We start from the raw sequence: 25,928 nt of genomic DNA, 5'->3' as shown, positions 1-25,928 counted from the left end.
AAATTTGCCACGAATTCACGAATTTATATCAGTTTGAATTAGATTTAATTCGTGAATTCGTGGCTATTTTTTTAAATAAAAAATCGGGGAATTCGTGTAATTCGCGGCAACTCTTTTTTATAGAATTCAAACTTTGTATCTTTACAAAACTAATCTTTTCATCATTCAAAAATGAATTTCCAAGTATCCTCAGAGTATAGTCCAAAAGGTGATCAGCCACAAGCAATCGAAAAACTTTCGCAAGGTGTAATAGATGGCGAAAAGTACCAGACATTATTAGGAGTTACCGGATCCGGAAAGACATTTACCGTTGCCAATGTTATTCAGGAAGTTCAAAGACCAACCCTGGTTTTGGCTCACAATAAAACTTTGGCAGCGCAATTATATTCTGAGTTCAAACAATTTTTCCCCAATAATGCGGTCGAATATTTTGTTTCCTACTACGATTATTACCAGCCCGAAGCTTTTATGCCTGTAACAGGGGTTTTTATCGAAAAAGATTTATCTATCAACGAAGAGCTCGAAAAGATGCGTTTAAGCACTACTTCTTCCCTCCTATCCGGACGTCGTGATGTTTTGGTTGTCGCTTCTGTTTCGTGTTTATATGGTATTGGAAATCCCGTTGAGTTTAAGAAAAACGTAATCGAAATTTTCAGAGATCAGGTTATTTCGAGAACCAAACTACTTCATAGCCTGGTTCAAAGTTTATACGCCAGAACCGAGGCCGATTTTAATCCCGGAACCTTTAGAATAAAAGGAGACATTGTAGAAGTATATCCTAGTTATGCCGATGATGCTTATAGAATTCACTTTTTTGGAGACGAAATCGAAGAAATAGAATCATTTGATGTTAAAACTTCTCAGGTTATTGAAAAATTTAAAAGACTTACCATTTATCCCGCCAATATGTTTGTGACTTCTCCGGAAGTTCTGCAAGGCGCTATTTGGGAAATTCAGCAAGATTTGGTCAAACAAGTCGATTATTTTAAAGAAATAGGAAAACATCTCGAAGCCAAACGTTTGGAAGAACGCACCAATTTCGACTTAGAAATGATACGAGAATTAGGCTATTGCTCCGGAATCGAGAATTACTCAAGATACCTTGACGGAAGACAAGCTGGGACAAGACCATTCTGTTTATTAGATTATTTCCCAAGTGATTATTTGATGATTGTAGATGAAAGTCACGTAACTGTTTCTCAGGTTCACGCCATGTATGGAGGCGACAGAAGCCGTAAAGAAAATCTGGTTGAATACGGTTTCCGTTTACCTGCTGCAATGGACAACAGACCTTTGAAATTTGAAGAGTTTGAAGCCATACAAAATCAGGTAATTTACGTATCGGCAACTCCGGCAGATTACGAATTACAAAAGACAGACGGTATTTATGTCGAACAAATTATTCGTCCAACAGGATTATTAGATCCAATTATCGAAGTACGACCAAGCTTGAATCAAATTGATGATTTAATTGAGGAAATTCAGGTACGTTGCGAATTAGACGAAAGAGTTTTAGTAACTACGCTGACTAAAAGAATGGCCGAAGAATTAGCCAAATATTTAACCAAAGTAAACATTCGTTGTCGTTACATACATTCTGAAGTTGACACGCTGGAACGTATTGAAATCATGCAGGATTTACGAAAAGGTATTTTTGATGTTCTTATTGGAGTCAACTTACTTCGTGAAGGACTTGATTTACCCGAGGTTTCGCTTGTTGCAATTCTTGATGCCGATAAAGAAGGTTTTCTTCGTAATCACAGATCGCTAACGCAAACTATTGGTCGTGCGGCAAGAAACTTAAACGGGAAAGCAATTTTGTATGCCGATAAAATTACGGCAAGTATGCAACGAACAATAGACGAAACAGAATATCGCAGAACCAAACAGATCAATTATAATACAGAACATGGAATTGTACCGCAAGCTTTAAATAAAAAGATCGACAGCGCTTTTACCAAAAATCCTTTGGTAGAATACGAATTGGGTCACACATTAGCTGTTGCTGCAGAACCTGAAACGGCCTATTTATCCAAAGCTGACTTAGAAAAAATGATCCGCGAGAAACGTAAATCTATGGAAAAAGCGGCGAAAGAACTTGACTTTTTGCAAGCGGCCAAATTGCGTGATGATATTAAAAAACTACAGGAACAATTGGCTTAATTGTGTTGTTCCTGAAAAACTCTCAACAACAAATTGGGGTCAATAATAGCATTTGGTGCATTTTTCATTAAATCTAAAACACGTTTGGTCGCATTAGGATTCAATCCCATTTCGATGGCAATTTGCTGAATGGCTTTGGCTTCTTTTTCATGCAAAATTCCGTCGCAATACATAATCAAAGCCAGTCTGTAGAATTGCTGAATACGCTGAAATTCTGATTTTATAATTGAAGTGGTGTTTTCCTGATGAAATAAATCATGAAATTCATCCAAATCGATAGACAATTCCTGAGCCACAAGCCACAAAAAATCATACTCTCTTTTGTGCAAATGCCCATCAACAGTAGAAAAAGCAATCATTTCTAAAAGTAAACTTCTCTTTTCTGTTTCGGTATTCATCAATTTATTATTTTTAGCTAAAATATTGTTTTTAAATCTAAAATGCAAAGAACTCATGATTAGAGGATTCTTCTTTTTTATAATGCTTTGGATAACCTCTTTCACAAGCGCGCAAGAAAGTACGGCTTCAAAAAATGTATCGACCTTTACGATCGAAGCGCCTCAACTAAAAACCACAAAAAAAATCTGGATTTACCTTCCTAAAGATTATTCGGCTACAGCCAAAAAATATAGCGTGATTTATATGCACGATGCTCAGAATCTATTTGATGCCAAAACCTCTTTTTCAGGAGAATGGAATGTCGATGAAAAACTGGACAGTCTGAAAGCACCAGTAATTGTAGTAGGAATCGAACACGGAAACGAAAAACGCATCGACGAGTTAACGCCATTTAAAAATGAAAAATATGGCGGAGGAAATGCCGATAATTATCTTGATTTTATTGTAAAAACCCTAAAACCTTACATCGATAAAAATTACAGAACTAAGCCAAAAGCCAAAAAGACCATTATTATGGGAAGTTCACTTGGCGGATTGGTTTCGTATTATGCCATTCTAAAATATCCCGAAATATTTGGCAAAGCAGGAGTTTTTTCGCCTGCATTCTGGTTTTCGAATGACATTTATACTTTAACAGAACAAACTCCAAAAATCAAAACTAAAATTTATTTTTTATGTGGAGACAAAGAAAGCGATGATATGGTCAAAGACATGACCAAAATGGAACGTTTGCTCGACACAAAACGCTGTTATTGCTTGCATCTAACAAAGTCTAAAATTGTAAAAGGCGGTGAGCATAATGAAAAACTTTGGCGGGATGGTTTTGTAAAAGCATTTCTTTGGCTCGGATATTAAACAAAAAACAATCAAACTCACAATGGAACTAATTTTAAGAGAATACAATCTAAAACTAAAACACACTTTCACTATATCCAGAGAATCGATTGATTTTCAACCTTCTTTAATTGTTGAGCTTAAAAGCGAGGGTTTTTCAGGTTTTGGAGAAGCCACTTCAAATCCGTATTATAAAACCACCGTTGCGATGATGATGCAGGATTTAGAGAAAATCAGAACGATTATTGAAACTACCGAAAATGAAACTCCTGATGCATTCTGGGCAAAAATATATCCGTATTTAAAAGACGATATGTTTGCTTTATGCGCTTTAGATTTGGCTTATAATGATCTTTATGCCCGTAAAAAAGGAAAGAAATTATATGAATTATGGAATTATACCATCAAAAATAATCCGCTTACAGATTACACAATTGGAATTGCTTCGATAGAAAAAATGGTTTCGAAAATGCAGGAACTTCCCTGGCCAATTTATAAAATTAAATTAGGCACCAAAGAGGATATTGCCATTGTAAAAGAACTCAGAAAACATACCAATGCCATTTTTAGAATTGATGCCAATTGTGGCTGGGGTGTTGAGGAAACTATAAATAACGCCGTTGAATTAAAAAAACTTGGCGTAGAATTTCTAGAGCAACCAATGAAAGCTGATAATTGGGAAGCACATAAAGAAGTTTTCAAACATTCGGTATTACCCGTTATTGCTGATGAAAGCTGTATTATAGAAGAAGACGTGGCTAAATGTTTCAATCATTTTCATGGTGTAAACGTAAAATTGGTAAAATGCGGCGGATTGACTCCTGGAAAACGCATGATTGAAGAAGCTAAAAAATTAGGACTAAAAACAATGGTAGGCTGCATGACCGAATCGACTGTAGGAATTTCGGCAATTGCGCATTTGTTGCCTCAATTAGATTATGTAGATATGGATGGCGCTTTGCTTCTTGCAGAAGATATCGCTACTGGCGTAACGATAAAAAATGGGGTTATTCACTATTCTGAAGGTAACGGAACCGGAGTTACTTTAATCTAAATGCTATGAACGTCAGCCAATTTCCCGACAGAATTATCGAAATCGACCATGAACAATATTTGTATTTTGGAGGAACTGCCTATTTGGGTTTACCAACGAATAAAGACTTTCAGGAATTGGTCATTAAAAACATTCAGAATTGGGGAACCACTTACGGAAGTTCCAGAAGCGCGAATATAAAACTAACGGCGTATGAAAACGGCGAGAATTTTTTAGCCAAACACATAAAAGCTGAAAGTGCAGTTACGGTTTCGTCTGGAATGCTCGCAGGAAAATTGGTAATTGATGAACTAAAAAAACAAACGGATTCTTTTTTTCATTTTCCCAACACGCATCCGGCAATTCAAATTAAAGATAGTTCGCCTGTATTTTTAAATGGAAGTATCAACCCTCGTTTACTGGATTCTAAAACAGAAAAAATTACGCTTTTAACCGATGGTGTTTCCGGCTTTCAAACCAAGGCTATCGATTTATCTGTATTAGCAACAATTCCCAATCATAAAGAGATTACTTTACTCATTGATGAATCGCATTCTTTTGGAGTATTAGGCGAAAATGGCTGCGGAATTTATTCTGAAATTAAACTCCCAATCAAACGAAAAATCATGATTTCTTCCTTAGGAAAAGCGTTTGGTTTAAATGGCGGGGTTATTGCCAGCGATGCGGCTTTCATTCATCAAATAAAAAATCTCGACATTTTTATTTCTGCCGCCGGAATGAATCCTGCTTTCGCTCAGACATTGGCAGATGCTGCAGATCTTTATAAAATTCAACATCAAAAATTACTGGAGAATTTAAATTATATCGATCAAAAGTTAATTAAAAATGCCACCATTAAGTTTGACAAAAACTATCCTTTGATTTATTTAGAAAACGAAAATCTGATAGATATTTTAAAAGCCAACAAAATCATTATTGCCAATTTTAAATATCAGGAAAACGCCAATAATCTCAATCGGATTGTAATTACGGCGAATCATTGGCGTGAAGATTTAGATAAATTAGTCAATATCTTAAACGAAAATAGTTAAAATAAGTAGTAAAAAGGTTGCCACGAATGGTACTAATTTTCACTAATTGTATTGCGGTAAAGTTTTAATTCGTGAAAATTCGTAAAATCCGTTGCAAAAAAACTTAGCTCAACTCAATAAATTGTAATCAAATTACTTTTAAAACGTACCTTTGTAAAAAATTAAACGATGACAAACAACGATATCCTGAAAAAACTGCGCGTGGCTTTGATGCTCCGTGACGACCAAATAGTTGAAATTTTAGAATTAGTAGATTTTAGAATTTCAAAATCAGAATTGGGCGCTTTTTTTAGAGCCGAAGATCATGAAAATTACATGGAATGTGGTGATCAGGTTTTGCGTAATTTCTTAAACGGATTGGTAATTCATTTAAGAGGAACGAAAGAAAACCCGAAAAACCCAAATGACGTTTTAGCCAAACATAAAGCTGAAATTCCGAAGAAAGATAACACAAAAGAAAGACCTGAATTTAAAGCTACCACAAAAGATGCTGAAAGAGGAAGAGGCGACAAAGCTCCTTCTAAATCGGGTTCGGCAGCTGGAAAACCTAAAAAGAAAGAATTCCCTAAAGGAAATGGAAAAACATCTGTTGTAGAAAAAGTGGTTTACAAAAACGGAAAAAATAAAAAATAATCTAACCGCAATCCCGATAGCTATCGGGATCAAAGTTTTTTCAGCCACGAATTCACGAATTATTTCATAATCTTGAAAATAAAAATTCGTGAATTCGTGGCTATTATTTTAAACCTGAAAAGTTCGCAAAGCATTACCTATATAGCTTTGCGAACTTTGCGTTTTTATTTAAAATCTATATAAAAAAATCGTAGCGCGCTTTGCGGTTAAATCACCACCAAACCTAGATTTTATTCTGATCAATTCTTTCAAAAAAAGCATCTTTAAACGTTGCTCCTATTGGCAATTCTTTTGCATTAATAAAGACCGAAAAACTATCAGTAGATTCTATTTGTTTTAAAGCAATTACATGCGATTTATGAATTTGAACAAAATCTTTTTCAGGCAATGATTCAATTACATTTTTTAAAGACGAATGCGTTATAATTTGTTGCTTTTGGGTATGAATACAAACATAATTCTGAAGACTTTCTACATATAAAATCTCTTCTAAAAACAACTTCTGAAATTTATTTTTACCATCGGTTTTTACAAAAATAAAATCAGATGAATTCCTTGGTGTTACTTCTGTTTTGGGTTCTGCATTCAGTTTTGAAACTGCCTGATAAAAACGCTCAAATGCAATTGGTTTCAATAAATAATCAATGGCATTTAGTTCGAAACCTTCTAAAGCAAAATCCGGATAAGCGGTCGTAAAAATAACTTTAATATCTTTTGAAATTATTCTGGAGATCTGCAAACCTGTTAATTGCGGCATTTGAATGTCCAAAAAAATAACATCAACACTTTGTGCATTCAGAAATTCTAATGCCTTTAATGCATCATTAAAAACCCCTACTTTTTCGAGAAAAGATACTTTATCGATATAATTTTCCAGTATGCGGGTTGCTGGCGGTTCATCATCAACAATGATACATTTAAAGTTCATGGAATTATTTTTTTAGTGGTATTTTTAAATAGGTTTTAAAGGTATTATTTTCTGCTGTTTTTTCTAATATAAATTGATCCCTATAAGCATATTCTAATCGTTTGGTGAGATTCTCAAAACCAATTCCGGTAGATGAATAATTCTCCCCTCCCACATTATAATTAAAGGTTGATAGTTCTAAAAAGTCTCCCTTTATTTTTATCGAAATGAGCGCTTTTTCATCCGGATTATTCAATTTTGCGTGTTTAAAAACATTTTCGATAAAATGAATTAAAGCTGACGAAAGAATTTTTTCGCTTGCATAACTTCCATCAATTTCAAAGTCTAAATAAAGCTGGTCTTCAAAGCGTTTTTGCTGCAAATGAATATAGTTTTGTACAAACTGAATTTCTTTACAGAGCAATACTTCATCTTTTTCTGTCTCTGTGATAACATAACGCAACAAATCAGACAAAACCAAAATATCCGAAGCCATTTTATCGTCTTTCAAAATCAATTGACTATAAAACGAATTTAAGGTATTAAATAAAAAATGCGGACTCACCTGCGATTTAAGCATTTGAAGTTGCGCTTTTTTATTTTCTAATAACAATTCCTGATTTTCCTTATGTGCATTTTGAAATTGCCAAAATAAATAACTCAAAGCACTTAAAATTATAGCCGGCAAACCAAAGAAAAAATTATCCCTAATATAGTATCCAATCCTGCGCGTTTCCTCGCCATAATTATGAATTCCGGTAATTTCGAACACAACAACTTCCTGCAAAAAATAACGGACTCCGGCAAAAATGAACAATGAAACCGGAATACTCAGAAAGTACAATAAAATCTTTTTTCTATTTAAAAACCAATCGCAAAAAAGATAAAAATTTAAAAGATAAACGATAAAAATAGACAGTATAAAGCCTGTATTAAAAAAGAAATACATACTGCTGAAAACAGACTCCAATTTTCGATTACTCACTCCAATATCCCAAAGATAAAAGGTTACAAACAATCCTAAGAAAAGAAGAACATGGTAATAAAACGGAATTTTTAGCTTCATGATAATGTTGTTATGATTTCAAAAATACAACTATGGCTTTATATGAATACTATATTTATATAAAACCTCTATTTTCTGTGACCAACCATCAAAAACGATACACGAAATTTTTCGGCAGCAAATTCTAAACGTTTGCAATTTAAAACCTGAAGTTCATCAAAAACTAAAAATTCACCTGAAATGCTGCTATACATTTGTCATGAATTTAAAACAAATCATCATGAAAAAAATCGCTTTATTACTCGTTTTTACAATTGCATTAACAACCGTTTCTGCTCAGACCAAAAAGAAACAAATTTTATTATTAGGAACTTTCCATTTTGAAAACCCGGGATTAGATGTTGCTCAAATAAATACGTTTAATGTAATGTCAGATAAGAGTCAGAAAGAACTGGAAATCATTACCGATAAAATTAAAAAGTTTGGTCCGAATAAAATTTTTGTTGAATGGAATTATCAAAAGCAGGACAAACTGGATAAATTCTACAATAGAAACACGGATAGTTTACTGCACAAAAAAGCAGACGAAATTGTACAACTTGCTTTAAGATCTGCTAAAAAACTAGGTCACAAAAAGTTATACGGAATTGATTATAACGATGCTGATTTTCCTTATGATAGTCTGGTAAAAGGAATGACAGCAGCCAAGCAGTTTGATTTAATCAAGAAAAATGAGGAATTAATGAAAAAGTATGAAACAGATCAAAACAAAAAAATTGCAAAATATTCTTTGACTGAATTACTCTTGGATGTTAATACAAAAGCCGCTAATGAAGATAATATTAGCTGGTATCTTGAAACAGCAATAAAAGGCGGTAAAACAGATAATTTTGTAGGTGCGTATTTGGTATCTGAATGGTACAGAAGGAATCTTTATATGTATGCTTTAATTCAGAAATTAACTGAGAGTAAAGACGATAAAATAATGGTTTTATTAGGCGCAGGTCATACGGCAATGATTAGAGAATTTGTAGAACATAATTCTGAATACGAAATTGTAGAATTGGCTACGGTTTTGAAATAGTTCTCTAACCGCTAAGAGATTTAACCGCAAAGAGCGCAAGAATTTACGCAAGGTTCGCAAAGCTATTTCAGATATAGCCTTGCGAATTTTGTGTTTTAAAAAAGGTCATAATAACAAATTCAGTTGTAAAATATAGCCAGTGGTTTCAACCACGGGAACACAAAGCATATCATAATCTGTATATCCCCGAGCGTACCCGTGGTTGAAACCACGGGCTATGTTTCTAAAAAAATCGAAAAGCTTTATCAAGTATAGCTTTGCGAACTTTGCGTTGATATAGATTCTTATATTAAAAAAAACTTTGCGTGCGTTGCGGTTAAATCTCTTAGCAATTAAATTAACCTCAAAAAAAAATCCCTCCGAATGATCGGAAGGATTTTCTATATAATTGATTTCTTATTTGATTAAGAAAGTGCAGCTTTAACTTGATCAGCAGCTTCTTGAAACTGAACAGCTGATAAAATTGGCATACCTGAATTGTCAATTAATTCTTTTGCAATTTCAGCATTTGTTCCTTGCAAACGAACAATAATTGGCACATTGATAGCATCACCCATGTTTTTGTAAGCATCAACAACACCTTGAGCAACACGGTCACAACGAACGATTCCTCCAAAAATGTTAATCAAAATAGCTTTTACGTTAGGATCTTTTAAGATAATTCTAAAAGCAGTTTCAACACGTTTTGCATCAGCAGTTCCACCAACGTCTAAGAAGTTAGCAGGCTCAAAACCAGCGTATTTAATTAAATCCATAGTTGCCATTGCAAGACCTGCTCCGTTTACCATACATCCTACAGTACCGTCAAGATCTACATAGTTCAATCCTACTTCTTTAGCTTCAACTTCAATTGGATTCTCCTCACGGATATCTCTCATCTCAGCATATTTTGGTTGTCTGTATAAAGCATTATCATCGATATTTACTTTAGCATCTACAGCCATAATTTTATTATCTGAAGTTTTCAAAACCGGGTTGATTTCAAACATAGAAGCATCAGAACCAATGTAAGCATTGTAAAGTGCATCGATGAATTTCACCATTTCTTTGAAAGCATTTCCTGAAAGACCTAAGTTAAAAGCAATTCTTCTTGCCTGAAAACCTTGTAATCCAACAGAAGGATCAACTTCTTCAGTAAAAATTAAATGAGGAGTGTGCTCAGCAACTTCTTCAATATCCATTCCACCTTCAGTAGAATACATAATCATGTTACGACCAGTAGCTCTATTTAATAAAACAGAAACATAAAATTCAGAAGTTTCACTTTCACCAGGATAGTAAACATCTTCTGCAACTAATACTTTGTTTACTTTTTTACCTTCTGCAGAAGTTTGAGGTGTAATCAATTGCATTCCGATGATTTGTCCAGCAATTTCTTCAACTTGTTGCAAGTTTTTTGCTAACTTAACTCCACCACCTTTTCCACGACCACCTGCGTGAATTTGTGCTTTTATTACGTGCCATCCTGTACCAGTCTCGGCAGTTAATTGTTTTGCAGCAGCCACAGCTTCGACTGCATTGTTAGCCACAATTCCGCGTTGAATGCGTACTCCGTAACTTGCTAAAATTTCTTTTCCTTGATATTCGTGTATGTTCATAATATAGAATTTGTCTGGTTCTGAATTTATTTCAGAATAAAAGTGCGACAAAAGTAGCAAAATTCAACTGAATAGTAAAATCTTTTTCAATTAAAAAACGAATGAGATATTTATAAAACGTTTATTATTTTTCAATGCAAAGAAATAGTTAACTAAACAATTTGTTAATATTAACTGAAATCCACTAAAACGTTTGATATTTAACAAAAACATCACCGTATTTGCTAGCCTTACGGCGATTTTTCTTAATATATTTTAAGAGCCGTTATCATTTTATCAATTCGCAATGGTTAATATAATATTATTATCAATTAAGAAGCGCTTTTCTAATATTACAATAAAAATGTAAGTCAAATTACAATTCCACTACATTATATTTAACGAAATCTTTATTTTTGTAGAAAAAATATCAAGAATGAAAGTTAAAGAACAAGGGCTTTATTTGCCTGAATTTGAACACGACAATTGTGGTGCAGGATTTATTTGTAATTTGAATGGTATTAAATCTAACGATATTATTCACAAAGCATTGGATATCTTAATAAAATTGGAACATCGTGGTGCCGTTAGTTCTGATGGAAGAACTGGAGACGGGGCTGGAATTTTATTCGATATCCCACATGATTTTTTTAAAAAGGTATGTGACTTTGAAATCCCTGAAACACGTGAGTATGCAGTAGGAATGGTTTTTTTACCAAAAAGCAAAAACCAGGTTTCTTTTTGTATCAACACTTTCGAATCAACTATTAAGGATCAGAACTTAAAGATCCTGGGTTGGAGAGATGTGCCTGTTGAAGTAGAAAATTTAGGGCAGATTGCCGCAGAAAAAGAACCAACAGTTAAACAGGTTTTTGTTAGCAAAAACGGTCAGGATTTAACTGAAAACGAATTTAATGCAAAACTTTTTGCAGCTAGAAAAATTGCTGAACATGCCGTAAGAGGATCTAAAACCTCTGAAAGTCATATGTTTTATTTCTCTAGTTTATCGACAACTACCATAATATATAAAGGTCTATTGATGCCGGAAGACATCAGCCGTTATTATGTTGACTTAAAAGATCCGGATTTAGTGACTCGTTTGGCGTTAGTGCACCAACGTTTCTCTACCAATACTTTCCCTTCATGGGAGTTAGCGCAGCCGTTTAGATACATGTGTCATAATGGTGAGATCAATACACTTCGTGGAAATGTAAGTCGTATGCGTGCTCGTGAAGAATTAATGGAAAGCAAGGTTTTCGGAAATGATATCAAAAAACTATTCCCAATTATCTTAGAAGGAAAATCAGATTCTGCTTCTATGGATATGGTGGTTGAACTATTATTAATGACAGGTCGTTCATTGCCAGAAGCGATGATGATGGTTGTTCCTGAAGCTTGGGAAAAACACCAGACAATGTCTCCTGAGAAAAGAGCGTTCTACGAATTCAACTCTTGTATCATGGAGCCTTGGGATGGTCCTGCTTCTATCCCGTTTACAGATGGTAACGTAATTGGTGCGTTATTAGACAGAAATGGTCTTCGTCCCTCTCGTTATACTTTAACAAAAAGCGGTTTTGTAATCATGTCATCAGAAATTGGTGTACTTGATGTTGAGCCCGAAGATGTAGTACAACACGGTCGTTTAGAGCCAGGAAAAATGTTCCTTGTTGACATGAACGAAGGTCGTATTATTGAAGATGATGAGATTAAAAAAGCAATTGTAACCAAACGTCCTTACCAGGAATGGATCGATGCTAACTTGTTGCAATTATCTCAAATTCCGTATACCAATAATCCTACTCCGGTTGAAAAACTTGATTTTCATACCAGACAAAAATTATTTGGTTACACGATCGAAGATTTAAAAACAATCATTAACCCAATGGGAGCTCAGGGCGCTGAAGCCATTAGTTCTATGGGTAACGATACACCACTGGCTGTTTTATCAGATCAGCCGCAATTGTTGTACAACTATTTCAAACAATTATTTGCTCAGGTTACCAACCCGCCTTTGGATGGTATTCGTGAAGAAATCATTACAGATATTAGTTTAGCAATTGGTGGAGATTTCAATATTTTCGAAATTGAATCGAAACAATGTAAAAAACTAAAAATCCAGAATCCGGTTATTTCGAATGAGGATTTAGATAAAATCAGAAACATTGATCACGCAGATTTCAAATCGGCTACTATTTCTACTTTATACAAAATAGAAAAAGGAGTTAACGGTTTAGAGCGCGCCCTTGAAAAATGTGTTCAGGCAACTTTTAAAGCTGTTTCTGAAGGATGCAATATCATCATTTTATCAGACAGAGGCGTAAGCGAAGAATTGGCTCCAATACCAATGTTATTGGCTTGTTCTTACATTCACCACTCTTTGAATATTTTACAGGTACGTTCTAAATTCGGAATCATAATCGAATCTGCAGAACCTCGTGAGCCACATCATTTTGCTTTATTGTTCGGATACGGTGCAAGCGCCATCAACCCTTACATGGTAAACGAAATCATTCACGATCAGGTAAACCAGGGATTCATTACAGGAGTAAAAGCAGATTATGCTATTGTAAATTACAATAAAGCAATTGCAAAAGGTATCCTTAAAATCATGAACAAAATTGGTATCTCGACTTTACATTCGTACAGAGCTGCTCAAATTTTCGAGATTTTAGGTTTAAATAAAACTTTCACTAGTAAATATTTCCCTTACACTCCTTCAAGAATCGAAGGAATTGGTTTGATGGAAGTAGAAAAAGAAGTGAAGAAACGTTTCCAAAAAGCATTTCCAAATTCTAAAATTGCCAACTTGCTTTCTTTAGAAATTGGAGGTATTTACAGATGGAGACGTGGAGGAGAAAAACACATGTTTAACCCGACAACTATCTCTAAATTACAACAGGCAGTTCGTTTAAACAGCCCTGAAAGTTATAAAGAATACTCTAACATGGTCAATGAGCAAAGCTCAAACTTAATGACAATTAGAGGTTTATTCGAATTCAATAATTTAGATCCAATTTCTATTGATGAAGTAGAGCCTTGGACAGAAATTGTAAAAAAATTCAAAACCGGTGCAATGTCTTACGGATCTATCAGTAGAGAAGCACATGAGAATTTGGCCATTGCCATGAACAGAATTGGCGGAAAAAGTAACTCTGGAGAAGGTGGAGAAGATCCTAAACGTTTCCAGAAAGAAATTAACGGAGATTCAAGAAACAGTGCCATCAAACAAGTTGCATCAGGACGTTTTGGTGTTTCGATCAACTATTTGACAAACGCTAAGGAAATCCAGATTAAAATGGCTCAGGGTGCAAAACCTGGAGAAGGTGGTCAGTTACCTGGAGAAAAAGTTGTGCCTTGGATTGCTGAAACCAGAAACTCTACGCCTTATGTAGGTTTGATTTCGCCTCCACCTCACCACGATATTTATTCTATTGAGGATTTATCGCAATTGATTTACGATTTAAAAAATGCGAATCGTGAAGCGCGTATCAACGTAAAATTAGTTTCTGAAGTTGGAGTTGGAACCATCGCTGCCGGTGTTGCCAAAGCAAAAGCTGACGTAATCCTGATTTCAGGTTATGATGGAGGAACTGGTGCTGCACCATTGACATCGTTACAACACACAGGTATTCCGTGGGAGCTTGGATTGGCTGAAGCACAACAAACTTTGATCTTAAATGATTTAAGAAGCCGTGTAGTTTTAGAGTGCGACGGACAATTGAAAACAGGTCGTGACGTAGCTATCGCTGCATTATTAGGAGCCGAAGAATTTGGGTTTGCTACTGCCCCACTTGTTGCTTCTGGTTGTATCATGATGAGAGCTTGTCACTTGAATACTTGCCCGGTTGGTATTGCTACCCAGGATCCTGAATTGAGAAAAAATTTCAAAGGAACTCCGGAGCACGTTATTAACTTCATGTATTTTATTGCTGAAGAATTAAGAGAAATCATGGCGCAATTAGGTTTCAGAACCTTAAAAGAAATGGTGGGTCAGTCACAAAAATTAAATGTGAACAAAGCCATCAAACATTACAAAGCAAATGGTTTAGACTTATCATCAATTCTATACAAACCTGAAAAAGCGAAAACACAGCCAATTCACAATACAACTGAGCAAGATCACGATTTAGACAATGTATTGGATTTTGCCATTATCAAAGAAGCAATTCCTTCTATTTATAGAAAAGAAAAAACAAGAGTTACATTTAAAATTAAAAATACAGACCGTTCTGTAGGTGCTATTTTGAGTAATGAAATCTCAAAAATATATGGCGCACAAGGTTTACCTGATGACACTATTTTAGTTGATTTTGAAGGTTCTGCCGGACAAAGTTTTGGTGCTTTTGCCACAAACGGATTGTCGTTTAAAATTCACGGAAACTGTAATGATTATTTAGGAAAAGGTCTTTCTGGAGGAAAACTAATTGTAAAAGTACCTCCTACAGCAACTTTTAGCCCTGAAGACAATATCATTATCGGAAACGTTGCCCTTTACGGAGCTATTACCGGAGAGGCTTATATTAATGGAATAGCTGGTGAGCGTTTTTGTGTAAGAAATTCTGGAGCAACTGCTGTTGTTGAAGGAATTGGAGATCACGGATGCGAGTACATGACTGGTGGTACAGTGGTTGTTTTAGGAAAAACAGGAAGAAACTTCGCAGCAGGTATGAGCGGTGGTGTTGCTTATGTTTACGATCCGCATCAAAAATTCGATTCTACAGTATGTAACATGGAAATGGTTGCATTTGACCCAATCGAAGAAGAAGACGTAATCAAACTAAGACGATTGATCAAAAATCATTCATTGTACACTAGCAGTCCATTAGCAAAAAGAATTTTAGCAGACTGGGAAAATGAACAAAACAATTTCGTAAAAGTAATGCCAACTGATTACAAAAAAGCATTACAACGAATTGCAGAAGAGAAAAAAATAGAAGAATTAATAGCTGATTAAAAGGTTCTGAGTTAAAGGTGCAGAGGTACTAAGGTTGAGTTTCTCAACTCACTTCTCACATTTCACATCTCACAACTAAATTTAATAAAAATGTCATGGGTAAAATAGGCGGATTTAAAGAATATAACAGAGCCGACGAAAGTAATTTAGCAGTAGCAGAACGTGTTTCGAACTACAATGAGTTTACCATTCCGTTAGCAAAAGATAAAATAAAAGAACAAGGTTCAAGATGTATGGATTGTGGTATTCCTTTTTGCCACAGTGCTTGTCCGTTAGGAAATTTAATTCCTGACTTCAACGACATGGTGCATCAGGAAGAATGGCAAAGTGCTTTAGAGATTTTACAATCTACCAATAACTTTCCGGAATTTACAGGTCGCTTATGCCCTGCTCCATGTGAGAAATCATGTGTATTAGGTATCATTAAAGAACCAGTTGCAATCGAAAACATCGAGAAAAACATCATCGAAAGAGGTTTTGCTGAAGGATGGATCAAACCACAAGCGCCAAAAACCAGAACAGGAAAAACTGTAGCCGTGATTGGTTCAGGTCCTGCAGGTTTAGCAGCAGCTCAACAATTAAACAGAGCCGGTCACACGGTAACTGTTTTTGAAAGAGATAATGCAATTGGAGGTTTATTGCGTTACGGAATTCCTAATTTTAAATTAGAAAAAGGAATTATCGACAGACGTGTAGCTATTCTTGAGGCTGAAGGAATTACTTTTAAAACAAATGTAAACGTTGGGGTTAACTTTAGCGTAGACGAACTAAACGCTTTTGATTCTATCGTATTATGCGGTGGAGCAACAGAAAGAAGAAGTTTACCAACTAAAGGTATCGAAAGCAAAGGCGTTGTTCAGGCAATGGATTTCTTGACTCAGCAAACTAAAGTTTTATTTGGAGAATCAGTTCCAGATCAGGTTATGGCAACCGGAAAAGATGTTATTGTAATTGGTGGTGGAGATACAGGATCTGACTGTATTGGTACATCAAACCGTCACGGAGCAAAATCGGTAACAAATTTTGAGATTTTACCAAAACCTCCGGTTGGAAGAAGCGAGTCTACACCATGGCCTTTCTGGCCGTTGCAATTAAAGACTTCATCTTCTCACGAAGAGGGCTGCGACAGAAACTGGTTAATCAACACTAAAGAATTTTTATCTAACGAAAAAGGAGAATTAGTAGGATTAAAAACCGTTGAAGTACAATGGAAAATGACTCCGGGTCAACGTCCTGAATTAATAGAAAAAGAAGGTTCAGAGAAAATCTGGCCTTGCGATTTGGCCTTATTGGCTTTAGGATTTACAGGTCCTGAGAAAACTTTAAGCGACCAATTAGGTCTTGAAGTTGATTTTAGAAGCAATTACAAAGCAACTAACTATCAAACAAACGTTCCGCACATTTTCACCGCTGGTGATATGCGTCGCGGACAATCATTAATTGTATGGGCTATTTCAGAAGGTCGCGAAGCAGCAAGAGAAGTAGATTTGTTCTTAATGGGCTCTACTAACTTGCCAACCAAAGGAAACGGAGACTTACCAAGTTTGTAATTCCTATAAACAACATAACTACTAACAAACCCTTGAATTTATATTCAGGGGTTTTGTTTTTTAAATTAGCCAACGGATTTCAAAGATTAAACAGATTTACGCGGATTTTTTTTATCTTTATTGTAAATAAGTGTTGATCACTTTAATCCCTATAATAGCTGGCCCACAATATAATTTTATAAAAATCCGAAATAAAGCACTTTTTGTTTAAAAACAAACAATTTGTTATAATTTGTTATTTTTCTACAATTAATTTGTCGTTAGTCAAAAGTGTAATAACTTTGCTCAAAATAGTTTAAAAATGCAAGCAAAAGATTTACTGCAGTTAGCAGACCAATTTGGAAGTCCATTATATGTTTATGATGCCGAAAAAATCCAATCTCAGTACAATAGGTTAACTAAAGCTTTCTCTAAGGTAGAAAACTTAAGAGTTAATTATGCCATGAAGGCATTGTCAAACGTTGCGATTCTTCAGTTATTAAAGAACATGGGGTCTGGTTTAGATACTGTATCAATTCAAGAAGTTTTATTAGGACTTCATGCTGGCTATGATCCTGACAAAATTTTCTTTACACCAAACGGAGTTTCTCTTGAAGAAATCGAAGAAGTTGCCGCAATGGGTGTACAAATCAATATTGACAACTTATCTATTCTGGAGCAATTCGGAACAAAATATCCACAAATTCCGGTATGTATTCGTATCAATCCGCACGTAATGGCCGGTGGAAATGCTAATATTTCGGTAGGACATATCGACAGTAAATTCGGAATCTCTGTTCACCAAATTCCGCATATATTGCGAATTGTAGAGAACACAAAAATGAGCATCGTAGGAATTCACATGCACACAGGATCTGATATCCTAGATATCGAAGTATTCTTATACGCCGCCGAAATCTTGTTTGATACTGCAAAACACTTCAAAGATCTTGAGTTTTTAGATTTCGGAAGCGGATTTAAAGTTCCTTACAAAAAAGACGATATCGAAACCGACATCGAAGAATTAGGTAAAAAATTATCAAAAAGATTCAACTCTTTCTGTACAGAATACGGTAGAGATTTAACCTTGATTTTCGAACCAGGAAAATTCCTTGTGAGCGAAGCAGGTCATTTCTTAGTAAAAGTAAACGTAGTAAAACAAACAACATCAACAGTTTTCGCTGGAGTTGACAGTGGTTTCAACCACTTAATTCGTCCAATGTTGTACGGATCTTCACATCATATCGAAAACATCTCTAACCCAAAAGGAAAAGAGCGTTTTTACTCTGTAGTAGGATACATTTGCGAAACTGATACATTTGCCAACAACCGCAGAATTTCAGAAATTACCGAAGGTGATATTCTTGCTTTCAGAAACGCAGGAGCATATTGTTTCTCGATGTCTTCGAACTACAATTCGAGATACAAACCAGCCGAAGTTTTATGGATGAACGGTCAGGGAATCTTAATTCGCCAAGCCGAAACATTCGAAGATTTACTTAAAAATCAAATTCCGTTGCCACAAGAAGTTGCTGCAACAGTTTAAAAATAAAAAAAAAGAGAATATCTATTGAATCCCGTTTCTTAATTGAGATGGGATTTTTTTTTAGATCTTTAAATCTCTTAGACTTTAGACTTCTTAGACTTTCTTAAAAACCGATTGTCAGGCTGAGCGAAGTCGAAGCCCAAGCAAAGTAACCACAACGTTTGAAATTTGGAATTTAAAAAAATTGGAGATTTTAATACCTTGAGCGTCTCCCTCCGGGCCGTCCCGATAGCTATCGGAATTAGGCTATATCTTTTGTTCCGTTTCACTTCAGAATACCACCTCTTTCCCTGACGCAATCCACTATTGAATACAATGCAAAAGTACTTATCTTATAAATTCTTAATGAAACATACAATTCGTTCCACTTCGGTAAAACCACTTTTTGTATGAAAATCAATGCTTCCCAAATTACCCGATTCCGTGTCAGAAGCAATTTGCGTAAATCCTTTTTCTTTAACCCAATTTTCAGCAATTTTCACTAACTCCTTTGCAATACCTTGCTTCTGATACGCTGGTTTCACATAAATACCTTCGACATAAGCAACTGGCAAATTTTCCGCACCTTCAACATAATCATTTCGTGTACTTAAATGTACAAAGGCAATATAATGTTCATCGTGCTTAACAACATAACAAATTTCATCTTCCGAATCTATAATCGATTTATAACTTTCCAATTCTTCCTCAAACAAACAGTCGTTCCAAAACTCTAAAACTAATTCAGTAAGTTGATTTAAGTTTTGCAATGAGAGTACTTCAATGTCGATTTTAAAATTGCTTTTCATGTTTTTATATGAATAATGAATCTAAATTTCTCTTTGCATAATTTAAAATAATTCAATCAAAATTATAAAAAATTCCTATAAGATATTTGGTAAAAAGCACCAAACCATTAAACACTTTCTCTTAAACAATTAAAAAAAAAACATTTCTAATTATACCCATGTTTTTTCTTTTCATTTTTAAAATCTTTGTTAGCCAGACTTTTCTTTTGTAAGAATATACAAGTAAAAATTACATTATAAATTATTACATTTATAGTATTAATCAAGCCGTAAATATGCAACTAAGAAAAGAAATAGAACCACAATTAGACATTGCAGAAAAATTCTATTCAGAGATACTAAAATCTATTACGGACTATACAAACTTTTGCGATAAAAATGGAGACGAGGAAAATATCGAATATCAAAAACTAGAAGACAAACTTCATAAATTAACAGGAAAAGATATAACTCAATTCAATCTTTGGGAATGGTGGGAAGATGAAGGCGTAGAAGTTCTTTCTTTCAGAATTGCATTACCTGCCCCTCCCAAAGTTGAAAATATCACCAAAGCAGAACTTTCAGAAATCGTTTGTAACCGACTTGAATGTTTTGATAATTGGCCAACAAATAGAGATCAAAATGATCGCAGTTTCGAAGCACAGTTCTTCCCTTACTTAGATACATATTATCATGATTTTTTAAGAATAAATTTCAAAAGAACATATAATTATCAAAAAATATTCTGCACCCAAAAAGATAAAGACAAAAATTCATTCGAACTTTCTGATGAAACAAAAGTTGACAAACTTTGGAATGATGGAAAATTTTAATGATTACTAATATTTTTTTTAACCTTCAGCAAAAATCATCAAACCATAAATACGTTAAAATGAAAAACATCATCTCTATTTTTTTTCTATTAATCTTAAATATTAATTACGCTCAAAATTATGGATCTCCAGAATATCAAAAAACAAGAATTGACGAGGCAATGTATTGCATTAAAAATAATGAACTTGAAAGAGCAACTTCAATTTTATATTCTGTAAATAAAATAAATAGTAAAAATGAACTAGGGAAATTGGCATTAAAAAAAGCAGATTCATTACTTCCAATCGTTCAGCAAAAAATAATTAGAAATTTAATTGGAACTTGGACTTTATTTGAAAGTGGTTCTAATTGGGGTTTTAAAACTGAAAAAGATACTTTAATAAAAAAAGTATTAATCATAACTGATAAAAATTTTCAATTTTATGAACAAAATTTAAAAACCAAAGAGAACAAATTAATAAAAACCGAGAAAACAACATTTACTAAATATGAAGACATGAGTGATAACCAATTTGATTTTGTCTTTACTGACAAATCAATTTGGGCATTCTTTATAAACAAGGAAACAAATGTCTTAAGACAAATAAATACTGGAGAAGAAACTGATGAAGGTAGAACTGAAATAGTTTGCGGCAATAGTGAACTAAATTATAAGAAAGATTAAAAAAAAATCTACAAACCCAGTAGCGAAAGCGTCATGCTCGTGAATACAAGCTATTTAAAAAATGAAATTGAAAAGAAAAAAAAAACTAAAAAAACACAAATATCTTTTTTATTTTGTGCTTTTTTTATAAACTAACCTATGAAAAAACTAACCATTATTTTATTTCTGATTTTATTTTCTTTTACAAACAAAGTAAATGCACAAAATCCTCAAGCAATCTTTCTGGAAAACCTCGAATCATTTGAAAGATTATCTAAAAACGAAAATGAATCGATAAGTTTAAACATGGTTTACGAAGCTCGAAAGTTTTTGATAGATATAACCGGCATTACTTACAAAATGGAAAAGCCATTTGATATGCCTGTATTCCCGCCAGATAAAACTATAAAAAAGTGGAGATCTTGGTTTGAAAAAAATAAAGATCTTTTATATTATGACGAAAAAGAGAAAGAAGTTAAAGTAAGAAAAAAATAAAAAACTATTTTAGCTCAAAAAACCTAACCCAAAAAACCATGAAAATTACGATTGCCCTGTCGGTATTATTCTTGTCATTTACTACTACTATGTTCAGCCAGACACTTGCTGATTTAAAACTAAAAAACAAAGAAATCCCTAAAGGCTATACTTTTAACGACGGTAATATCTGCGTTACTCCTCAGGCCTGCAATTTTTATACTGATATCGAAACGTACAGCAACATTGTTGGAATCGTAAAAAGCAAACAAATTCAAAGTTTTAAAAACAAAGCCGATAGCGGTTCTATCATGTATTTTGAATTCGAACATACCTTTAAAGGCGATAGATTTCTACAAGGATTATTGTGGGGAAAAGACGGTCAGCCTACTGATGAACGCCCGGAAGAATATCTTGCAAAAGGAAAATTCCTGATCATCTGGAGTTTTCATCCCGATAGTAAAATCAAAGAAAAATCAGAAGCTAAAATAGAGGCACTTTTGCAATAATTAAGTTTATACACTAATACTCAAAATTGAATGCAAATAAAATTTATACTATCAATTCTATTTATTTTCTTTTCGCTTTCAATTTTCAACATGAATAAGTCAAAATCATCAAGAGACACAATTCAAAATGAAGAGAAATATTCAAATGAAAGCATACAGCTAAAAACAGAAAGAGTTGAAAAGAAACGAAAATCTCTTTTTTGGAAATTGCCTCATAAAAAGATAATAATTACTGATCGGGTAATTACTACAGATCGAAAATTAATAGTAAAGACTCGTTCTATTCATATTTGTTCTCTCGACGCTTGCGATACTAGAAAATTTCGTCGTATAAAAATTATAAAGAACGAAATATGGATATTTCGATATAACGCAGACCCAGAAAAAGCGATAATAAAACGATATGATTCTTATGGAAAATTTTTAAGTACGGAAAATTGGGATCAAAAAAAATCTTTTGAAGATTATTAAAAACCGTTTTTTAAATCTACCTTAATTACAGCTTCATTTTTAATTCGTAATTTCGCCAAAGCAAAAAATCATAAAATGAAACCACAAATCCGAATTCTAATTTACTCTATCTTATTTTTTCTATATCTTTCTACAACTTCATACTTATTGTCTTTGGGAGAATTATTAAAAACGGATCCCTATATTACTTTAGGATGTGGTTTTGCAGTTTTAAATATTCTTTATGCTTTCTTCGCCCTAAAGTGGAAACCTTTATTAAATATCATTTGTTCTATTGCAATTGCAGCATCAGCTTTATTTCTGGCTGTACAATTTGCCAATTTGCATTTGTTGGCAAAATACGATCCTTATTTGGTTAAAACAGCGATATTTAGCAATGCTATCTTATCAATATTATTTTGGGAAATTGTTTATCAAATAAAAATTAGAAAATCATAAATACATTCAAATAGTAGTGACTGTTTTTTTATTTTTACTTTTTAATTTCTAAAAAACAATACGAACTAACTTTTTATGTCTCAACTAAAAACAGTTTCAAAATTTAAAACTTTCAATAGAATTCTTTACATTTTTGGAATTCTTTTTTTTTGTTTTTTAAGTTTTCTTTCCTTTTCTAAATACAATCCTAATCAAGCCAATACATTCCCGAATTTAATCCCCGGAATTGTATTTATTCTTTTTGCGTTATTCGTTTTTTACTGTATTACTTCTTTACCCACAATTTATGCTTATTCTGATAAAATAGAACTGCATCGTCATTTAGGGTTATCAAAACGAACTGTATTTTTTAGCGAAATAGAAAACTATATTACCATACCAAAAGAAAGTAAATATGGTAATTACGAAGAGTTGTATCTTACTTTAAACAACAAAGAAGTAATTAAATTAAGTAGTTATGATTACGCTAATTTTCACGAAGTACAGGCCGACATAATTCGAAATAAGCCTAAAAACATTGCATTGGAAAAGCAATTAGATAAGAAAGAAAATATAAAGTATGCTATTATTTTTTTAATTATTGGCGTTCTCTTCATTTACATCGCATGCCAGTTTTACAAAGACACAAGTCTTACCAGAAACGATGTTTGTGTTATAAATGAAAAATTAGCCGATGATATTAAATTAGAACGCAGTAATAAATCGAGATCTTTAGTTTTTAAGCTTGAAAATCTTAGCGATTTTAAATTTAAAATTGGTAGTCTGGCCTTAAAGGAAACTTATTATGAGGATTTAATGAGCGATTTTAAAAAAGGCGATCTCATTTATCTTACGATCGAAAAAGAACAATATCAAAAGAAAATAAGTAAAAAGACACCAATGTCAGTTGTAGACGAATACTTTCATTACGAAAAAATTGATGTTGTCGAAGTAGAAAATAAAACCTTTAAATATCTATCCTTATCGGATTATAATAAAGTCAATCGCCAAAATGATTATTGGGGAATTGGATTTTTTGGCATTTTCGGACTAGCGCTAACCATTGCCGGAATTTGCATTTATTTAAAATCAACCCGAAATTTAAAGGTTACACAAAGCCATAAAACCACAAAGCATTAAAACAGAGGAAGAGAATATTTTTTATTAAATTTAGTTTCTAAATTTTTTAAAGATGAAAAAGACTTCAGAAATTGCCAACCGTTTTAAGGAAACTATTTTAAACGGAACCTGGATTGCAAACACCAACTATAAAGATCAGCTTGAAAATTTAGACTGGAAAATTGCAACCACTCAAGTAAAAAATCTTAATACCATTTCGCTTTTAGCCCAGCACATTCATTATTACATCAACGGAATAAATAATGTTTTCAAAGGCGGAACATTAGATATAAAAGATAAATTCAGCTTTGATTTCCCTCCTATTAATTCGCAGCAAGAATGGCAAGATTTTTTATCTAAATTCTGGAATACAACCGAAGAATTTGCTTCTTTTGTAGCACAAATGCCAGACGAAAACTTAGATGAAGTTTTTGTTGATGCAAAATACGGAACCTACCAAAGAAATATCGACGCTATGATCGAACATAGTTATTATCATTTAGGTCAAATTGTACTGATCAAAAAAATAATAACCAATTAAACCAAAATCCTGATTGACGAAATTCATAAAGATAAAATGTGCTATAGAAGCGCTTTAACTTGATAAAGTTGTTGGGCGTCTCACCCCGGGCCGGGCTTTCGGCTATATTCCCAATTAACAAAAACTACGGCTAAAAAGCCTTGTTTTTCTAAATTGCGAGATGACGACTCTATCCCTGACTCGGTCTTGTTTTCATAAGAAATTAAATTCTACATTATGTTTTGTAAGAATTATTTTTGATATTTTTACAAACACGAAAACGGATATTCTGTGAAATAATTTGTTCAAGGCAACAATAAAAATATAAGATTTCGATTTTTTATATTAAACCAAACCCCAAACCTCGATATGATTTTTTTATTTGCCTCATTGATCGCCATAGCCATCATCACGACTGTAGTGGTCGTTTTAAAAAGAATAAAAAAGGACATTTCGATTGTAGAGTTAATTTTGGCTATTGGTTATGTCTTTTCATTCCTATTGCTGTTTTTCGGATTAACAATGCACGATAATGAATATTACACGGCTATTGATCCTGTCGATGTTGAATGTTATATTCCCTTTGGCGATAAACACATTCTTTCTTTACTATTTTATTTTATAGCTTTCAATATATCAGTGGTATTGATATGGCTAAAAGGCAATAAATTACCTCCTTTAGCCCAGGTTTTATCCTTTAGCTTTCTTATCATTGGTACCATTATTTCTTTGTTTGTTCTCCTGCAAGTATCAGAACACAATACCGAAAGCATAGATATGTATGACAAGACAGATCATATCCTATTTTTTATAATGGCTCCGGTAGTAAGTCTTTTTGTTTCAGTAAGCCTTATAATACAAACCGTGACAAATACTATGATTGTTGCGAATCAAAAAACGTATTCTAATCAATACCTGAATAAGCTAAATCAGTTTTTCGCTCAAAAAAGCAATTTACCACTTTGGGGCATTATCATGATCATTCCGTTATTATTAGTGATAACAATTATCCTTATTTTATTTGGTCAGGATTCTAATTCGCTTATAAAAGTATTTACCCAGACAACTACCTGGAGATTTTCGCAACAAATGCATCCGCCCATTCTGGATCATAAAGGGCATTATTTGTGTACGGTTGCAGCATCAGGAAATCCTGCAATTGTAAAACCTCTACGACTGGGAAAAAGAAATGGAAACACCATAATTGTTAACCGACAATTGCAGATTGCAAATGCATTTGAAGAAATGATTCAGGATTTCTCGCCCAAATTACACCGTTTTATACGCCGCAATTATGATCATTACGGCTATAATTTATCTCTAAAAATAAACACCAATCTAAGATCTAATTTTACTTATTTAATAATGAAACCTTTAGAATGGATGTTTTTATTTTGTCTTTATTTGTTTTGCGAAAAACCCGAAGAAAGAATTGGCAGACAATATAAAATCTAAAC

General features: G+C 33.6%; 24 protein-coding genes. 18 read left to right on the top strand and 6 right to left on the bottom strand.

Going from position 1 to position 25,928, the window contains the following annotated elements:
* Positions 1 to 171: 171 nt before the first annotated feature.
* Positions 172 to 2,163 (top strand): excinuclease ABC subunit UvrB, encoded by a 1,992-nt coding sequence (gene uvrB, locus FLACOL7796_RS14635; protein WP_173971506.1) that lies wholly within the window; start codon positions 172 to 174, stop codon positions 2,161 to 2,163.
* Here the strand turns inward: uvrB and FLACOL7796_RS14630 are convergent.
* Positions 2,160 to 2,561: an excinuclease ABC subunit B gene (locus tag FLACOL7796_RS14630; protein ID WP_173971505.1), complete on the bottom strand. Its 402-nt coding sequence runs from the start codon at positions 2,559 to 2,561 to the stop codon at positions 2,160 to 2,162. The two genes, uvrB and FLACOL7796_RS14630, sit on opposite strands and share 4 nt — an antisense overlap.
* A gap of 55 nt (positions 2,562 to 2,616) precedes the next feature.
* On the opposite strand from FLACOL7796_RS14630, the gene FLACOL7796_RS14625 reads away from it, so the two are divergent.
* From FLACOL7796_RS14625 to FLACOL7796_RS14610, 4 genes are all read left to right on the top strand, one after another.
* On the top strand, positions 2,617 to 3,417 hold the full coding sequence (locus FLACOL7796_RS14625) for an alpha/beta hydrolase (RefSeq protein WP_173971504.1): 801 nt from the start codon (positions 2,617 to 2,619) through the stop codon (positions 3,415 to 3,417).
* Positions 3,418 to 3,439: 22 nt separating this feature from the next.
* Positions 3,440 to 4,450 carry a dipeptide epimerase gene (locus FLACOL7796_RS14620; RefSeq protein WP_173971503.1) on the top strand — a complete coding sequence of 337 codons (1,011 nt, stop codon included), beginning with the start codon at positions 3,440 to 3,442 and terminating at the stop codon, positions 4,448 to 4,450.
* A gap of 5 nt (positions 4,451 to 4,455) precedes the next feature.
* Entirely contained in the window at positions 4,456 to 5,481 is a 1,026-nt protein-coding gene (locus FLACOL7796_RS14615; protein ID WP_173971502.1) for an aminotransferase class I/II-fold pyridoxal phosphate-dependent enzyme, read from the top strand.
* 168 nt (positions 5,482 to 5,649) lie between these two features.
* On the top strand, positions 5,650 to 6,114 hold the full coding sequence (locus FLACOL7796_RS14610; protein WP_173971501.1) for a DUF1456 family protein: 465 nt from the start codon (positions 5,650 to 5,652) through the stop codon (positions 6,112 to 6,114).
* A 223-nt stretch (positions 6,115 to 6,337) separates the two neighbouring features.
* On the opposite strand, the gene FLACOL7796_RS14605 is transcribed toward FLACOL7796_RS14610, so the two are convergent.
* The 3 genes from FLACOL7796_RS14605 to FLACOL7796_RS24810 all read right to left on the bottom strand — a co-directional run bounded on the left by FLACOL7796_RS14605 (position 6,338) and on the right by FLACOL7796_RS24810 (position 8,281).
* Positions 6,338 to 7,042: a LytR/AlgR family response regulator transcription factor gene (locus FLACOL7796_RS14605; protein WP_173971500.1), complete on the bottom strand. Its 705-nt coding sequence runs from the start codon at positions 7,040 to 7,042 to the stop codon at positions 6,338 to 6,340.
* A gap of 4 nt (positions 7,043 to 7,046) precedes the next feature.
* Positions 7,047 to 8,087 (bottom strand): sensor histidine kinase, encoded by a 1,041-nt coding sequence (locus tag FLACOL7796_RS14600; protein WP_173971499.1) that lies wholly within the window; start codon positions 8,085 to 8,087, stop codon positions 7,047 to 7,049.
* Positions 8,088 to 8,155: 68 nt separating this feature from the next.
* Entirely contained in the window at positions 8,156 to 8,281 is a 126-nt protein-coding gene (locus FLACOL7796_RS24810; protein WP_262889165.1) for a hypothetical protein, read from the bottom strand.
* 26 nt (positions 8,282 to 8,307) lie between these two features.
* On the opposite strand from FLACOL7796_RS24810, the gene FLACOL7796_RS14595 reads away from it, so the two are divergent.
* On the top strand, positions 8,308 to 9,111 hold the full coding sequence (locus FLACOL7796_RS14595) for a DUF5694 domain-containing protein (protein ID WP_173971498.1): 804 nt from the start codon (positions 8,308 to 8,310) through the stop codon (positions 9,109 to 9,111).
* 404 nt (positions 9,112 to 9,515) lie between these two features.
* On the opposite strand, the gene sucC is transcribed toward FLACOL7796_RS14595, so the two are convergent.
* Entirely contained in the window at positions 9,516 to 10,709 is a 1,194-nt protein-coding gene (gene sucC / locus FLACOL7796_RS14590; protein WP_031453708.1) for an ADP-forming succinate--CoA ligase subunit beta, read from the bottom strand.
* Between the two features lie 415 nt (positions 10,710 to 11,124).
* Here sucC and gltB point away from each other — a divergent pair, with 415 nt between their 5' ends.
* The 3 genes from gltB to lysA all read left to right on the top strand — a co-directional run bounded on the left by gltB (position 11,125) and on the right by lysA (position 18,717).
* The gene (gltB, locus tag FLACOL7796_RS14585; RefSeq protein ID WP_173971497.1) at positions 11,125 to 15,642 is read left to right on the top strand and encodes a glutamate synthase large subunit; all 4,518 of its coding nucleotides are present in this window, start codon (positions 11,125 to 11,127) and stop codon (positions 15,640 to 15,642) included.
* Positions 15,643 to 15,737: 95 nt separating this feature from the next.
* Positions 15,738 to 17,192, top strand: coding sequence for a glutamate synthase subunit beta (locus tag FLACOL7796_RS14580; protein WP_173971496.1), 1,455 nt, complete (start codon positions 15,738 to 15,740; stop codon positions 17,190 to 17,192).
* Between the two features lie 301 nt (positions 17,193 to 17,493).
* On the top strand, positions 17,494 to 18,717 hold the full coding sequence (gene lysA / locus FLACOL7796_RS14575; RefSeq protein WP_173971495.1) for a diaminopimelate decarboxylase: 1,224 nt from the start codon (positions 17,494 to 17,496) through the stop codon (positions 18,715 to 18,717).
* A 332-nt stretch (positions 18,718 to 19,049) separates the two neighbouring features.
* Here the strand turns inward: lysA and aac(6') are convergent, their stop codons facing one another.
* Entirely contained in the window at positions 19,050 to 19,505 is a 456-nt protein-coding gene (gene aac(6') / locus FLACOL7796_RS14570; protein ID WP_232067382.1) for an aminoglycoside 6'-N-acetyltransferase, read from the bottom strand.
* A gap of 275 nt (positions 19,506 to 19,780) precedes the next feature.
* Here aac(6') and FLACOL7796_RS14565 point away from each other — a divergent pair, with 275 nt between their 5' ends.
* The 9 genes from FLACOL7796_RS14565 to FLACOL7796_RS14525 all read left to right on the top strand — a co-directional run bounded on the left by FLACOL7796_RS14565 (position 19,781) and on the right by FLACOL7796_RS14525 (position 25,926).
* Complete coding sequence (locus FLACOL7796_RS14565; RefSeq protein WP_173971494.1) at positions 19,781 to 20,317, top strand: hypothetical protein; 537 nt, start codon at positions 19,781 to 19,783, stop codon at positions 20,315 to 20,317.
* A 59-nt stretch (positions 20,318 to 20,376) separates the two neighbouring features.
* A complete protein-coding gene (locus FLACOL7796_RS14560; protein WP_173971493.1) occupies positions 20,377 to 20,982 on the top strand; it encodes a hypothetical protein in 606 nt (201 codons plus the stop codon).
* 138 nt (positions 20,983 to 21,120) lie between these two features.
* On the top strand, positions 21,121 to 21,456 hold the full coding sequence (locus tag FLACOL7796_RS14555) for a hypothetical protein (RefSeq protein WP_173971492.1): 336 nt from the start codon (positions 21,121 to 21,123) through the stop codon (positions 21,454 to 21,456).
* A 38-nt stretch (positions 21,457 to 21,494) separates the two neighbouring features.
* Entirely contained in the window at positions 21,495 to 21,944 is a 450-nt protein-coding gene (locus FLACOL7796_RS14550; protein WP_173971491.1) for a hypothetical protein, read from the top strand.
* Positions 21,945 to 22,034: 90 nt separating this feature from the next.
* Entirely contained in the window at positions 22,035 to 22,415 is a 381-nt protein-coding gene (locus FLACOL7796_RS14545) for a hypothetical protein (protein ID WP_173971490.1), read from the top strand.
* 75 nt (positions 22,416 to 22,490) lie between these two features.
* Positions 22,491 to 22,853 (top strand): hypothetical protein, encoded by a 363-nt coding sequence (locus FLACOL7796_RS14540; RefSeq protein WP_173971489.1) that lies wholly within the window; start codon positions 22,491 to 22,493, stop codon positions 22,851 to 22,853.
* 75 nt (positions 22,854 to 22,928) lie between these two features.
* Positions 22,929 to 23,972, top strand: coding sequence for a hypothetical protein (locus FLACOL7796_RS14535; protein WP_173971488.1), 1,044 nt, complete (start codon positions 22,929 to 22,931; stop codon positions 23,970 to 23,972).
* Positions 23,973 to 24,024: 52 nt separating this feature from the next.
* Complete coding sequence (locus tag FLACOL7796_RS14530) at positions 24,025 to 24,492, top strand: DUF1572 domain-containing protein (protein ID WP_173971487.1); 468 nt, start codon at positions 24,025 to 24,027, stop codon at positions 24,490 to 24,492.
* Positions 24,493 to 24,840: 348 nt separating this feature from the next.
* Complete coding sequence (locus FLACOL7796_RS14525) at positions 24,841 to 25,926, top strand: DUF6688 domain-containing protein (protein ID WP_173971486.1); 1,086 nt, start codon at positions 24,841 to 24,843, stop codon at positions 25,924 to 25,926.
* Positions 25,927 to 25,928: the final 2 nt, after the last annotated feature.

This window comes from Flavobacterium bizetiae, from assembly GCF_902804475.1.
Lineage (GTDB): Bacteria > Bacteroidota > Bacteroidia > Flavobacteriales > Flavobacteriaceae > Flavobacterium > Flavobacterium bizetiae.
This window is presented reverse-complemented; position numbering and strand designations above follow the sequence as displayed.

Excerpts from the sequence above, each read along its gene's own strand:
- uvrB (WP_173971506.1), top strand. The coding sequence starts at position 172 with ATGAATTTCCAAGTATCCTCAGAGTATAGTCCAAAAGGTGATCAGCCA.
- FLACOL7796_RS14630 (WP_173971505.1), bottom strand. The coding sequence starts at position 2,561 with ATGAATACCGAAACAGAAAAGAGAAGTTTACTTTTAGAAATGATTGCT.
- FLACOL7796_RS14625 (WP_173971504.1), top strand. The coding sequence starts at position 2,617 with ATGATTAGAGGATTCTTCTTTTTTATAATGCTTTGGATAACCTCTTTC.
- FLACOL7796_RS14620 (WP_173971503.1), top strand. The coding sequence starts at position 3,440 with ATGGAACTAATTTTAAGAGAATACAATCTAAAACTAAAACACACTTTC.
- FLACOL7796_RS14615 (WP_173971502.1), top strand. The coding sequence starts at position 4,456 with ATGAACGTCAGCCAATTTCCCGACAGAATTATCGAAATCGACCATGAA.
- FLACOL7796_RS14610 (WP_173971501.1), top strand. The coding sequence starts at position 5,650 with ATGACAAACAACGATATCCTGAAAAAACTGCGCGTGGCTTTGATGCTC.
- FLACOL7796_RS14605 (WP_173971500.1), bottom strand. The coding sequence starts at position 7,042 with ATGAACTTTAAATGTATCATTGTTGATGATGAACCGCCAGCAACCCGC.
- FLACOL7796_RS14600 (WP_173971499.1), bottom strand. The coding sequence starts at position 8,087 with ATGAAGCTAAAAATTCCGTTTTATTACCATGTTCTTCTTTTCTTAGGA.
- FLACOL7796_RS24810 (WP_262889165.1), bottom strand. The coding sequence starts at position 8,281 with ATGTATAGCAGCATTTCAGGTGAATTTTTAGTTTTTGATGAACTTCAG.
- FLACOL7796_RS14595 (WP_173971498.1), top strand. The coding sequence starts at position 8,308 with ATGAAAAAAATCGCTTTATTACTCGTTTTTACAATTGCATTAACAACC.
- sucC (WP_031453708.1), bottom strand. The coding sequence starts at position 10,709 with ATGAACATACACGAATATCAAGGAAAAGAAATTTTAGCAAGTTACGGA.
- gltB (WP_173971497.1), top strand. The coding sequence starts at position 11,125 with ATGAAAGTTAAAGAACAAGGGCTTTATTTGCCTGAATTTGAACACGAC.
- FLACOL7796_RS14580 (WP_173971496.1), top strand. The coding sequence starts at position 15,738 with ATGGGTAAAATAGGCGGATTTAAAGAATATAACAGAGCCGACGAAAGT.
- lysA (WP_173971495.1), top strand. The coding sequence starts at position 17,494 with ATGCAAGCAAAAGATTTACTGCAGTTAGCAGACCAATTTGGAAGTCCA.
- FLACOL7796_RS14565 (WP_173971494.1), top strand. The coding sequence starts at position 19,781 with ATGCAACTAAGAAAAGAAATAGAACCACAATTAGACATTGCAGAAAAA.
- FLACOL7796_RS14560 (WP_173971493.1), top strand. The coding sequence starts at position 20,377 with ATGAAAAACATCATCTCTATTTTTTTTCTATTAATCTTAAATATTAAT.
- FLACOL7796_RS14555 (WP_173971492.1), top strand. The coding sequence starts at position 21,121 with ATGAAAAAACTAACCATTATTTTATTTCTGATTTTATTTTCTTTTACA.
- FLACOL7796_RS14550 (WP_173971491.1), top strand. The coding sequence starts at position 21,495 with ATGAAAATTACGATTGCCCTGTCGGTATTATTCTTGTCATTTACTACT.
- FLACOL7796_RS14545 (WP_173971490.1), top strand. The coding sequence starts at position 22,035 with ATGAATAAGTCAAAATCATCAAGAGACACAATTCAAAATGAAGAGAAA.
- FLACOL7796_RS14540 (WP_173971489.1), top strand. The coding sequence starts at position 22,491 with ATGAAACCACAAATCCGAATTCTAATTTACTCTATCTTATTTTTTCTA.
- FLACOL7796_RS14535 (WP_173971488.1), top strand. The coding sequence starts at position 22,929 with ATGTCTCAACTAAAAACAGTTTCAAAATTTAAAACTTTCAATAGAATT.
- FLACOL7796_RS14530 (WP_173971487.1), top strand. The coding sequence starts at position 24,025 with ATGAAAAAGACTTCAGAAATTGCCAACCGTTTTAAGGAAACTATTTTA.
- FLACOL7796_RS14525 (WP_173971486.1), top strand. The coding sequence starts at position 24,841 with ATGATTTTTTTATTTGCCTCATTGATCGCCATAGCCATCATCACGACT.